Here is a 12,386-nt window from a genome sequence, read left to right as displayed (position 1 = left end):
CCGCCTGCGGCTATCGGGTGGCCGGGTCGGAGATCCGAGGGGGCTCGTGTCCTAGGGGGCGGCGGTTCGTGGCGGGGTCAGTGGGTGTTGGCGAGTTGTACGGCGTGGGTGCCGGCGCGGCGGCCGGAGTAGACGCAGTCGGCGAGGGAGAGGCCGCTGACGTAGGAGTTGGAGCAGATGCCTACGGCGGCGCGGCCCGCGGCGAAGAGGCCGGGGATGGACGAGCCCGAGTCGGTGCGGACTGCGCCGGTTTCCTCGTCGACCAGCAGGCCGCCGAGGGTGAGCATGGGCATGGGGTAGGTGAGGTGGGATTTGAACGAGATGTCCAGGAGGGCAAAGGGGCCCGAATGCAGGGGGCGGCGCAGGTCGTCGGGTTTGCCCATCGGGTCGGGTTGGTTGTGCTCGATGGCGCGGTTGTGGGCGTCCACGGTCTTGCGCAGCGCCGCGGGTTCGATTCCGGCGCGGGCGGCGACCTCTTCGACGGTCCGGCCGGAGGCGCTGCCCATGCGCATGAGACGTTCGGCCTGCATGCGCTGGAACCACACCGATTGCTTGCCGAGCTGGCGGCGGGCCTCGGCGGCCAGTGCGGCGTCGACGAGCAGCCAGGCCCGGTGGCCGGGGGCGGCGGCAATGGCCTGGCCGAGGGCCGCGCCGTAGCGGGACTCGTCGATCATGCGATTCCCGTTGGCGTCCACCGCGATCGAACCGAAGAACGCGCTCGGCGGGGCGATGAACCGCCAGGTGGACAGCACATCCATGCGGCCGGTGGCCGCGCCCAGGGCCTGCGCCATGGCGATGCCGCTGCCGTCGTCACCGGCGGTGCCCAGCGGCAGGCCCTCGGCCCACGGGTACTCGGGCGCATACTGCTTCACCATTTCGCCGTTGGCGATGAACCCGCCGGTGGTGAGGATGACGCCCGAGCGGGCCTGGATCCGCACGGGCACGCCGTAGCGGCGCTCGATGCGGGCGAGCAGCGCCTGCACGGCCCGGCGCAGACCCTGGTGGTACACACCGGGTTTCGCGGAGATCTTCGACAGCGCGGCGAATCGGCGCTGCACCGCGAGCGGCGCACGGCTGATCGTGGTCGCCTCGATGCCGGTGACCCGGCCGTCCTCGAGCACGAGTCGTGTTGCCCGGGTGCCGATCTGGACGCGGACACCGTGCTGCGCGGCCGATGCGGCGAGCGGCCCGAACAGCTTCTTACCGGACACTCCCCGCCCGTGTGCGCGGTGGCCGCGCTGCCGGGGCGTGGCCAATTCCCGGAAGCCGCCGGAGTTTTCGCTGCCCGAGTAGTACAGGTAGTAGTCGTCGGTGGGGTAGGAGGTCTTGAACGGGCACAGTGACGGCTGGAACGGCACCCCGTGGCTGGTCAGCCAGTCGATCATGGCCGGCGATTCTTCGCAGAACCGCCGCAGCGTCCGCTCGCTCACCGTGTCGCCGACCTCGGCGCGCAGGTACGACAGCATGTTCTCGACGTCATCGGAGACCCCGGCGGCGCGCTGCACCCAGGTGCCGCCGCCCGCGTAGACGATGCCGCCGGACAGCGCGGTCGCGCCGCCGCCCAGATACCGATCCAGCGCGAGCACATCGGCTCCGGATTCCCGCGCGGCGAGCGCCGCCGCGACACCCGCGCCGCCGTATCCGACGACCACCACATCGGCCGAAGAGTCCCAGGTCCGCACCGTTGCGACCGCCTTCCCGAACGAACAAAGCCAGTTGCCGAGAACTATAACGTGTTCTAAAACGTGGTGTTGTGTCATGCGCGCGGCCGCAATGCCGGTTACCGTCGGACGGGTGGCCAGCAAGTCAGCTGCCCCGGCGGTCGAAATACCCGTCGGTGAGCACACTGTGCGCGTGTCCAATCCGGACCGGGTGTACTTCCCGGATACCGGGGCGACCAAGCTCGATCTTGTCCAGTACTACCTGAGCGTGGGCGACGGCATCGTCAACGCCCTGCGCGATCGCCCCTGCATGCTGCATCGATTCCCCAAAGGCCTGCCCGGCGGCAAGGTGCATCAGAAGCGCATCCCCGGCGGTGCCCCGGACTGGATTCCGACCGTGCAGCTCTACTTCCCACGCTACGGCCGCACCGCCGACGAGGTGTGCGTGGAGAAACTTGCCGACGTGATCTGGGCGGTGCAGATGTCCACGGTCGAGTTCCATCCTTGGAACTTACGGCGTTTCGACACCGAACGCCCCGACGAGTGGCGCATCGACCTCGACCCCATGCCGGACTGCCCGTGGTCGCGGGTACAGCGGGTCGCGGAGGTCGCGCACGAGGTGCTCGATGATCTCGGCGCGGTCGGCTGGCCGAAAACCTCCGGCGGCAAGGGATTACACATCTACGTGCGGATCACCCCGGACTACGGCTTCCAGGAGGTGCGTCGGGCCGCACTGGCTTTCGCCCACGAGGTCGAGCGGCGCGCACCCGCGGACGTCACCACGGCGTGGTGGCGCAAGGACCGCGATCCGGCGCAACTGTTCGTCGACTACAACCAGAATGCGCGCGACCACACCATCGCGGCGGCCTACTCGGTGCGCGGCGTGCCGGAGGCGACGGTGTCGACCCCGGTGCGCTGGAACGAGATTCCCGATATCGTCCCCGCCGACTTCACCATGAAGACCGTCCCCGCGCGATACGCCGAACTGGGCGATCTGCATGCGGGCATCGACGAGGCGGTCTTCGACATCGCACCGCTGCTGGAGTGGGCCGACCGCGACAAGATCGACGTCGACCTCGACGAGGACGCCGACTAGAGCTCGGCGCGGAAGTAGCCGCGGCAGCAGAACTGCAGGTCCAGCTGCCCGTGGGGTTGGGCGTAGCCGTCGTGGAGCATGTTCTCGGTGGGGGCGATGTAGGCCTCGCCCGGATGAATGGCGATCTTCGTGACCGGATAGCGCGGGAATACCTCCATGAAGCGTTTGCCCAGGCCGCTGCGTGGGCCGTCCGCGCCGTCGAGCAGGCCGCGTTCGCGGAGCGCTCGCTCCATCACGTGCAGCGGAGCGTTGACGCAGAGCAGCCACCGGTCGTGGTGACCCAGGTTGACCGACAAGCGGTTCGGTGCCGTTGCGCGTGCGGCGAGTGGGCTGTCGTGCCAACTGTCGACGTGCAGTCCGACCCGTTGCCCGTGGCTGCCCGTGGTCAACGTCAGATTCCCCACGGGTGTTCTGCTGTAGAACATCGGGTTCTCGACACTCAGCCGTGCCGGATCGCTCAGCGTCATAGCCCAGCGGATCGCCTCGACCAATGCCGTACGGCCGCAAGGCCCGTCGATCAGGGACCGCATCGTCTGCTCGTTGCCACCGGCCGCTGCGGTACGCAAGGCGGTGAACGCCGAAAGCACCTGGGCGGGTACGGGAATGACGGCGATCCAGTCACCGGGGCGAGCACCGAAGGCGGCGCGACCGTACAGCAGCGTGCGTTCGTGACAGGTCGGCGGCCGCCACGGCCCGCGGGGTACGAATGCTTGCTCGGAATACGTTGTGGAGCAGGGTGCTTCGCTCGCCGGTAGGAAGCCCGCACTCAATTCGACTCTGCCGGCGGCAGGTGCGCCGGAGGGGAGCAACAGGGTCAGCCCGTCGAGGAGGCCGGGATGGTCGATATCGGTGATCATGCCGGGGTGTCCTGCCGATGCCACTGCGCGACGGTCTCGGGTACCCGGCCGCGCAATTGTTCGACGATGTAGGCGATCATCGGCCGGGCGGTGCACAGCAGGGTGCCGTGGCCGTCCTGATCGCGATCCCGGGTTTCGGTATCGGCGACCAGCGATCCGCCGCAGACGTCGAAGAACGGGCAGGACAGGCAGTTTCGGGCGACCCGCCGTTCGGCCTGGACCGCGCAGCGTTCGAAGACCGGGCCCGCGAGCATATCGGCGAAGCTCTCGGTGAAGATATTGCCGATCGACCACTCCGGATCGCCGTAGGGTTCACCGTAGGTGAAGCATGAGCCGTCGGTGTTGACCAGGATCAGCGGCAGCCATTCCCGGCGGTCGCGGTAGTCGCACGGTTGGTTTCCGGCGAGATGGCGGGCCGCCAGCTGGACGTAGCCGTCGAGTGGGGCAGGGGGCCGCTCCAGCGTCTCGCTGCTCAGCCACAGGTCCACCAGTTGCGCGAGCGCGGACAGTTCCTGTTCCCGGCTCACTTCGAACGGTGTGGTCTGCCCGGGTGCACCGGTGTCGAAGAGCGGCAACACCCGAAAGTGCAGATTCCGTTCCTCGAAGTAGCGGAACACCTGATCGACGGCGTGGATGTTCTGCGCGGTGAGCACCGAGATGCATCCGACGCCGACTCCGTCGGCCCGCAGCGTTTCCAGGTTGCCTGCCACGCGGTCGTGCGAGTCCCGGCCCGCAGCGTTCACCCGCAATCCGCCTGCCACGTCCAGGGATACACCCACGGAGTCGAAGCCTTCACGCAGTAGTCGGCGGCGATCATCGTCCAGCACAACCAGATTCGTCTGCACGCTGTTGCTCGTCGCGATCTCCGCGCCGAAGATCTCCCGCTGGTCGGCCCAGGTCTGTCGATAGAACTCCGGGGGCTGCAGCAGCGGTTCGCCACCGTGCCAGATGAATTGCAGCCGCGTGCGCGCGCCGTCTCGGCGGTCGGCCATTGCGATGTAGTCACGCAGGGTGCGGTACATGACGGCCACCTGCGCGTTGGACATCGCGGCACGATTGCCGAGTTCGGGATATTCATAACAGTATCGGCAGCGCAGATTGCAGAACTTCGAGACCTTCACCACGATCTGCAAGCTTCGATCGGTCGAATTCACCTGGGCACAGCCTTTCTCGGGTGGTGCGGATCAGGGATCGACGAGCTGTTCGAAGGGGTCGGGCGGCGGATTGTGCGGCGGGGGCGCCTCGTGGAACGGGGGTAGCTGGTTGAACCCGCCGCCTTGATGGAATGGACTCTGGTGGAACTGGTGGAACGGATTCGGCTCGTTGGTGTCCTTCTGCACGCCGTGGCCGGCGGGTATCACGCTGACTCCCTGGTCGAACAGCGTCGACAGATGAGTCAGTGCCGCCGCCCCGACTGGGATGGGTTGCGGCGGTGCGGCCGCTTCGGCGGGACCGGCGATACTGGCCGCGATGGCGGGCACGGCGGCCATGGTCGCGGCGATCGCGGCCAGTCGCGCTATCGCCGCTGCTCTGCTACTCGGAGATGGCATTCGGTTTCCTTCCGATCGAGCCCCGCCGATGCCTGTGGATTCGGCGGGTATCTATCGATACGGCACGGGGTTACACGCCGACCGGTCAGAGCTCGTCGGTGGTGATGAGGCCGTCTCGGATGGCGCGGGCCACCAGGGCCGCCTTGGTGGGGGCCGAGCGGCCCACCGAGGCGTACTTGGCGCGGATGCGCTCCAGGTAGGTGTTGACCGTGCCGACGGTGATGTAGAGCTGTTGGGCCACGAGGGCTTTGGACTCGGTCTGGAACCAGGCCAGCAGCACCTCGCGTTCGCGCTGCGAGAGTTTGGGGCGGTCGTCGCCGTCGGTGCTCATGGCGCGGGCCATGGTGGGGCTGAGGTAGGGCCGGACTTCGGCGGCCGCGTGCAGGGCGGCGATGAGGTGTTCGCGGCCTTCGGTTTTCGACAGGTAGGTGACCGCGCCCAGGTCCAGGCAGTCGCGGACCAGATGCGGTTCGGTGTACTGGGAGTAGACGACCACCCGGTGGCCGCGCGCGCAGATTGTCGTCAGGGCTTCGAGATCCGGTGCGCGCTGGTCGAATTGGAGGTCCAGCACCACCGCGTCCAGGTCGCCGCGATCGGGTCCGGTCGACGCCAGGAAGGCGGCCGGATCCGGATGGTCGGCGGCCACCTGGATGTGCGGTTCGGCGGCGGCGCACCAGCCCCGGACCCCGTCCCGGATCAAGGGATGGTCATCGACGATGGCGATGCGGATCAACGGGCTTCCTCCAACTCGAAGCGGTGATGCAGTCGCGCCCAGAGCAATTCGCCCGCGGTCACCACTTCGGTGTGCACGGCGGTGTCGGTCAGCGTGGACAGCCGGTCCAGGGTTTCGACCGGGCAGTCGCCGAGCGCGCTGACCGTGCAGCCGTCCGCGTCGGCGGTGACCACCACGCGGGCGCGGGAACGGCTGGCGTCCAGCATGATCCGGGTCGCGGCCACCAGATGTCCGCGCACGGCGTCGGGCAGGTCACGGCCGGTGGGCGCGGCCTCCACGGTGACCGAGACCCCGCGCCGTTCGGCGGCGTCGATACCGGTGCGCAGATCGGTGAGCAGCGGATGCCCGACCCCGTCCTGCTGGGTGAAAAGCCGTCGCAGTCGGGCGTATTCGGTGCGGGCGGCGGCGCGCACGGCCGGATCCTCCGGATCATGGGTCCCGTCGGCGAGACCCTGCAGCAGTGGGGTGAACTCGGTCAGCAGTTCCCGGTAGCGGCGTAGGCACTCCTGCTCGTGCAGCAGCGCGACCGCGTCGGTGGTGCGGTGCCGTAGCCGTTCGGCGTGCAGGGCGGCCGCCTGCCGGGCCGCGCGGTCCAGCGTGGCCGCGAACCAGGCCGTGAAGACCTGCAGGAAAAAGATTGCCGCCGTGTGATAGCCGAGCACCGTGAGGCTCTCCGCGCTCGGCGCGCGCACCAGTACCACCGCGCACACCAGCAGCCACCACGCCGTCAGCGCGGACAGCGACAGCCGCGGCGAGAGCCGGAAGCCGAGCGCCACCACGGTCCAGCCGGACGCGCCGATCGACCAGTTCGGGCCCGCGAGAACGGCATCGGCGGGCAGCCAGGCGGTGAGCACCAGCGCGGCCGCGATGGCCGCGCCCATCAGGGCGAGGGTGACCGATTCGCGGCGGCGTGGGATCAGCGCGGCCAGCGCACCGCCGATGTTCACCGCGACCAGCAGGGCGTCGACGGCGGCCGGGGGTGACGCCGGATGTGCGGTGAGCGTGGACTGCAGCAGCGTGTCGGCGACGGCGATGCCGACCATGCCGTAGCCGAAACTGCGCCCGATCCGGTCGATTCCGGTGGCGGTCTCGGGTTCGTCCACCGGATCGGGCGGGGCGGCAAGGGTTTCAGTAGAAACTTCAGCCGGCAGCGGCCAGCCGAGCCGGATCTCGGTGCCGTTGCCGCGGGCGCTGATGATCACCGCGTCGCCGCCCACCGCGCGCATCCGCTCCACGATGGAATGCCGGATGCCGTAGCGGTCGGGCGCGGGTGGCCCGTCGAAGCCGATGCCGTCGTCGGCGATGACCAGCCGCCCCGCCCCGGCGTCGACCGTCACGCCGCTCGCGTGCGCATGCCGGTCGATATTGGTCAGCGCCTCGCGGGCGGCCGCGGTGATCGTCCAGGCCAGCCCGCGCGGCAGTGGCAGCGGGCCGCTGATGCGCAGGGTGACCGGGGTGGTGCAGGCGGTGCTCAACTCCCGCAACAACTCCGACAGGTCGGCCTCGGAGTCGTCGCCGGGCAGCGGGATGCCGGACTCGAGCACGGTGAGATCGCGGGCGGCCTGCCGGGCGATGCGCTCGGGATCGGCGGCCGCGCCCTGGCCGACCATGAGCAGGGTGGCGGCGGCGGTGTCGTGCATGACCGCCCACTGCTCGTGTTCGTAGCGCCGTCGTGCCGCCGCCACCTCACTGGCGACGCGGGCGTCCGCGGCGGCGGTCACGGTCTGATCGTGGACGGTGGCGGCCCGCAACACGACCCGGCGCACACCCATGGCCAGCAGCCATTCCACCAGCAGGTAGGCGATGGCCAGATCGGACAGGAAGCGCCACGGCGTGAGCCCGGGCAGTCCGGAGTTGGCGTAGTAGAGCAGCACCAGCACGAGCGCGGTCACCGCCGCGGAGATCCGCGCCGTTTCCGCGATGCCCACCGAGATCACCGTCGCCGCCACGACTTTCACATCGATGAGGTCCTTGGTCGTACTGGCTTCCGCGGCCACCGACACCGTGCCCAGCAGGTAGACGGCTACCACCGCGATATCCGCCGCGGTCCACCACGGACCGATCCGACGCCACCACAGCCGGCCCGCCGACCACACCGCCAGCCCGATGGTGACCGCCCGCCCGGGTCCCGGATCCGCGACGCCGCTCGCCAGATGCACGAGCGTGAGCAGCAGGTAGGCCGCGTGCCGGAATCGGATGGCCAGCCAGGTGGCTTCTTGCGCGACCGCTGCATGGGTCGGGTCAGGGTCGCGCGGCACCGGGACACGGTACCGAACGGAATCCGAACCAGCATGGCATCCGGCCGTTCACCTCACTGTCCGTCGAACATCCGACAGACATACCGGGCTGATTCCGGCACCTTGGATGGTGCGCAAGGGTGTGCAGGTCCGGCCGTCCGCCCTTGCGCCTGCGGCCGTTGGCGGGCGGGGAGTCAACGGCCGCGCCCGGCCGTACCCACCCGGGCCTCACGGCTTTCGCGCCTTCGGCGGCACACGCTATCCGGTGATTTCGATCAGGTAGTCCCTCCCTAGTACAACGCTGTCTAAGGAAGAGGCCTCGATGAGTAGCGAAATCTTCAACCTGGGTTCGTCCGCGCTGGACTTGGCGAGCACCGTCACCGGCATCGTGTCGAATGTGGTCGGCATCCTGCGAGCGTTCATTCCGCTGTGAGGTCACCGGTTTTCTCGGGGCGCGCTTCGGTCGTACGGCGGACATAATGCGGCATGGGATTTTTTCGGCCGCGCCCTCCGGTGGACGAGCTGGAGCGGATCTGGGTCGAGGAGATGCTGCGGTGGTGCGCGGCGGAATTCGGCACCCGCACCCTGCGCAGCCCGGTGATCCTGCCGACCTCCGATTTCTTTCCCGGCACCTATGACGCGTCCGAAATGGATGTGTTGTCGGTGGTGGAGCGGGTGGCCGGGTACATGGGCGTGAACCGGGATCGCATTGTGGTGGAATTCGATTCGGAAGGTTCCCCGCCGCCGGACCTGCCCGGTTTCCTGGAGCGCTCCGGGAGCGGGGAGGCCGGGCACTATCGGCTCGAGCACGGGCGGGCCGTGGTGTCACTGGATCTGGACCGGCTGCGCTCACCGGTCACCCTGGTGGCGACCATCGCCCACGAACTGGCGCACGAGCGGCTACTGGGGGAGCGGCGGATTCCGGCGGATCGGCACGACGGCGAACAACTCACCGATCTGGCGACCGTCTACCTCGGGCTGGGCGTCTTCAATGCCAATGCCGCCTTTCAGTTCTCGCAGAGCAGCATCGGGTGGCGGTCGCAGCGGCTGGGGTATTTATCGCAGCCGATGTACGGGTACGCGCTGGCCTGCTGGACGGTCATGCGCGGGGATTCGAAACCGGGGTGGGCCCGCCACCTCGATACGAACCCCCGCGTCTACATGAAACAGTCGCTCAAGTACCTGCGCGCCCATCCCGACGCGCTACCCGAATGGCATTCCGCCGCTTTCGGATCCTGAGCGATCAGACGGTACTGCTGGCACTCCCGTTCTCGAGGTGGCCCGCGAAATGCCTGCGCCAGTTCGAGTTTCCGGTCATGGTGATGGTGAGGTCGTACCAGCCCTCGTCGAGTGGCGCGGTGAAGTCGTGGCGGCCACCGGCATCGATCGTGGTGTGGTTGCCGCCCACGTCGACGGTCATCGAGGCGCTGCCGGAATTCGCCACTGTCACAACGAAGGTGGGCGATCCGCCGCTGCCGCCGATCGCGGCGGTGGCGGTCAGGGCGGCGCTGTCGGAGCCGCCCGCCGCCTCGACCAGGAAGCCGTTCGCCGCGTGGATCGCGAAATCGTAGGAGCCGCCGACCTGGAAGCGTTCCTGCGCGCTCCCGCCGGGGGCCACCACGGTCTGCCGGATCGAATTATCCTGGTAGGCAAAGGTTTGGAACGCGACCGCCTCCGTGCCCTGATTACCGAACCGGGCCGTCGCCGCCGATCCCGCGATCTCCAGCCACGCGATCGGCTGGTACGGCAGCGGGCGAGCCTTGGCCCGGCCGCCGTCCTGCAACGGCATCTGCTGCCCGGCCGGGCTGGGCGGCATGGCCTTGGGCAGGTTCTTGTTCCCGGCGGCCTGCGCTCGCAAGGCGTTGGCGTCGGGCAGCGTGGGAATGCTGGTGTCGCGCTTGCCGAAATCGAAGCAGCTGGTGAGATCGCCGCACACCGCGCGCCGCCACGCCGAGATGTTCGGCTCCACCACGCCGGTCCACTGCTCCAGGAAGCGCAGCACCGAAGTGTGGTCGAACACTTGGGAATTCACCCAGCCGCCGCGGCTCCACGGGGAGATGACCAGCATCGGCACCCGCGGTCCCAGCCCGATCGGCGACTGCCCGCCCAGCAGTGCCCCGGCCCGATCGATGAGCGTGTTCATCGCGGCCGAACCCGTGCCCAGTCCGAGCGTGGCCGAGCCGGAGCTCAGGTCACCGCCGATCTCGAGCGCTGCCAGGGTCTCGTCGGGGGTGCCGGGCGGGGCGGTCGGCGGCACCACGTGATCGAAGAAGCCGTCGTTCTCGTCGTAATTCACCAGCAGGACAGTCGATTCCCACAATTTCGGGTTGTCCCACAGGGCCCGCAGCACCCGCTGGATGTAGGCGGCACCGTCGGCGGGACGGTAGGCCGGATGCTCGGAGTACCCGGCGGGGGCGACCACCCACGACACCTGCGGCAGGGTGCCCGCCGAGCAATCGGAAATGAACTGCTGCAGAACGTAATCCACGTTCGTGCCGTCCACTCCCGCCGGGGCGGGCGTCATTCCGGCGGAGGTGACTCCGGCGCGGTCGGCCAGCTGCCGAACGGCGGGATCGGCGGAGCTCGCGGCGTCGTGGTAGGCGCGGAAGAGCCACAGCGGATTGTCGCCGAAGTCTGCGAGGAAGTCGCCGCCACTGTGGTTGTCGGCGTACACCTGCCACGAAATCCCGGCCTGCTGCAGCCGTTCGGGATAGGTGGTCCAGCTGTAGGAGGCCCGGTAGTCCGGGGGATTGGACACCGCCGGACCGCCCGCTCGCCCGGCCGGATCGATGGTCCCGGTCCAGTGGAACAGGCGATTCGGTGTGGTGGGCCCCTGAATCGAGCAGAAGTAGTGGTCGCAGATGGTGAACGCGGAGGCCAAGGCGCGATGGAACGGAATATCGGCCTCGGTGAAGTAACCCATGGTCATCTTGGACTTGGCCGCGATCCACGAGTGGTACGCGCCGTCCGCCCAGGCCATGTGCGTGGTGTTCCAGTCGTGCGCGAGATCGCCGAGATCCTGACCGTCCACCCGCGTGGTGTCCACATGCCAGGGCAGCAGAAATCCGGTGCTGCTGAAGGCATCCGGCTGATGGAAGGCGTCGCGGTCACCGCCCGCGGAGCCGCTGCTGGAGCCGGATCCGCTGCCCGAACCGCTGCCGGAGCCACTGCCACTGCCGCTGGCCGACCCGCTGGCACTGCCGGTCCCGGCCGACCCGCTACCCAGATCGACCCCGAGCCCGCCGCCCACCGCGGAATCCATGGCCGCCTGCAGGATCGGGTCGTAGCCGCCGGACGGCAGTCGCACGGCCCGCTTGTCGCCGAATCCCCGGACCCCGCTCATGGTTCCGAAGTAGTGGTCGAAGGAGCGGTTCTCCTGCATCAGGATCACGACGTGCTGCACCTGATCGAGTGAGCCCGAGCGTCCGGGTTCCGCCAGCGCCTCCGCCATGCCCTCGGGTAACCCGGTCACGCCGGCCGCACCGGCGGCCAGCATCGATCCGAGTACGGTTCGCCGGTTGGTCCTGGCGAATCCACGTCCCATCAGAAATCTCCGATCCGTCGGCTCTGTCCCCAGCCTCGCGGCGGAGAGGCTACCGGTACTCGGCGAATGAAGTTGGTCAAATGATCACTTAGTGGTCATCTCGCAGTGCGACGGTGGTCGCGTGCAGACCGAGACGGTAGCGCGGCCGGTACGCGCGATTCGCTGGTTTCACCTGGTGTGCGACCGTGTCGTCGCGCTGCTGCCGTTCGGGCTGGGCCGGTTCGTCGCGCCGACCTTCGTCGGATATCTGCTGGTCAGTGGATTCACCTTCACCACAGATCTTTTGGTGCTGACCGGGTTGCACGGCACGCTCGGGGTGGCGCTGCCGATCGCGGTGACGGTGGCCTACTGCTGTGCGTTCGCCCTGAGTTATCTGCTCAACCGGGTACTCAACTTCGAATCCCACGGAGCTGTCGGCCCACAGGTCGCCGTGTATGTCGTTGTGGTGGTGGTGAATTACCTCATCTTCATCCTCGGCGTCACCAGTGGCGTGGCGGCCCTCGGCCTCGACTACCGGATCGCCCGCATCCTGGGCGGGGCCGGTGAGGGCTTGTTCATGTACGCGTCCATGCGCCTGCTCGTATTCCGGACGCGGACCGGCAAGCAAGCCGACCGCTAGGTCTCACAGCGTTCTACCAGCGATAACGAGTCAGTGGGCTGGACGGGGGTCGACTGGACTGGGATATAGGTATGGCTTACCTTGGCACC

Annotated in this window: 10 protein-coding genes; 3 read left to right on the top strand and 7 right to left on the bottom strand. The window is 68.5% G+C overall.

Translation table 11 applies throughout. The features are described 5' to 3' along the window. Window positions 1-77: 77 nt before the first annotated feature. Entirely contained in the window at window positions 78-1,682 is a 1,605-nt protein-coding gene (locus tag ACFXHA_RS17480; protein ID WP_379357765.1) for an FAD-binding protein, read from the bottom strand. A 91-nt stretch (window positions 1,683-1,773) separates the two neighbouring features. On the opposite strand from ACFXHA_RS17480, the gene ligD reads away from it, so the two are divergent. Beyond that, entirely contained in the window at window positions 1,774-2,757 is a 984-nt protein-coding gene (ligD, locus tag ACFXHA_RS17475) for a non-homologous end-joining DNA ligase (protein ID WP_379358320.1), read from the top strand. Here the strand turns inward: ligD and ACFXHA_RS17470 are convergent. From ACFXHA_RS17470 to ACFXHA_RS17450, 5 genes are all read right to left on the bottom strand, one after another. Further along, the gene (locus tag ACFXHA_RS17470; RefSeq protein WP_379357763.1) at window positions 2,754-3,638 is read right to left on the bottom strand and encodes a hypothetical protein; all 885 of its coding nucleotides are present in this window, start codon (window positions 3,636-3,638) and stop codon (window positions 2,754-2,756) included. The genes ligD and ACFXHA_RS17470 overlap by 4 nt on opposite strands. Then, the gene (locus ACFXHA_RS17465; protein ID WP_379357761.1) at window positions 3,611-4,768 is read right to left on the bottom strand and encodes a radical SAM protein; all 1,158 of its coding nucleotides are present in this window, start codon (window positions 4,766-4,768) and stop codon (window positions 3,611-3,613) included. Before ACFXHA_RS17465 ends, ACFXHA_RS17470 begins: the two co-directional genes overlap by 28 nt. 30 nt (window positions 4,769-4,798) lie before the next feature. Further along, complete coding sequence (locus ACFXHA_RS17460; protein ID WP_379357760.1) at window positions 4,799-5,164, bottom strand: hypothetical protein; 366 nt, start codon at window positions 5,162-5,164, stop codon at window positions 4,799-4,801. 85 nt (window positions 5,165-5,249) lie between these two features. Continuing rightward, window positions 5,250-5,897: a response regulator gene (locus ACFXHA_RS17455; RefSeq protein WP_379357758.1), complete on the bottom strand. Its 648-nt coding sequence runs from the start codon at window positions 5,895-5,897 to the stop codon at window positions 5,250-5,252. Next, window positions 5,894-8,155: a sensor histidine kinase gene (locus tag ACFXHA_RS17450; protein WP_379357756.1), complete on the bottom strand. Its 2,262-nt coding sequence runs from the start codon at window positions 8,153-8,155 to the stop codon at window positions 5,894-5,896. Before ACFXHA_RS17450 ends, ACFXHA_RS17455 begins: the two co-directional genes overlap by 4 nt. Window positions 8,156-8,620: 465 nt before the next feature. Between ACFXHA_RS17450 and ACFXHA_RS17445 the strand changes: the two genes are divergently transcribed. Then, window positions 8,621-9,373: a hypothetical protein gene (locus tag ACFXHA_RS17445; RefSeq protein WP_379357754.1), complete on the top strand. Its 753-nt coding sequence runs from the start codon at window positions 8,621-8,623 to the stop codon at window positions 9,371-9,373. Window positions 9,374-9,377: 4 nt separating this feature from the next. On the opposite strand, the gene ACFXHA_RS17440 is transcribed toward ACFXHA_RS17445, so the two are convergent. Continuing rightward, complete coding sequence (locus ACFXHA_RS17440) at window positions 9,378-11,585, bottom strand: phosphocholine-specific phospholipase C (RefSeq protein ID WP_379358318.1); 2,208 nt, start codon at window positions 11,583-11,585, stop codon at window positions 9,378-9,380. 214 nt (window positions 11,586-11,799) lie between these two features. On the opposite strand from ACFXHA_RS17440, the gene ACFXHA_RS17435 reads away from it, so the two are divergent. Further along, window positions 11,800-12,297: a GtrA family protein gene (locus ACFXHA_RS17435; RefSeq protein WP_379357752.1), complete on the top strand. Its 498-nt coding sequence runs from the start codon at window positions 11,800-11,802 to the stop codon at window positions 12,295-12,297. Window positions 12,298-12,386 lie beyond the last annotated feature (89 nt).

Origin of the sequence: Nocardia sp. NPDC059240 (assembly GCF_042753865.1) — a bacterium.
Lineage (GTDB): Bacteria > Actinomycetota > Actinomycetes > Mycobacteriales > Mycobacteriaceae > Nocardia.
This window is presented reverse-complemented; position numbering and strand designations above follow the sequence as displayed.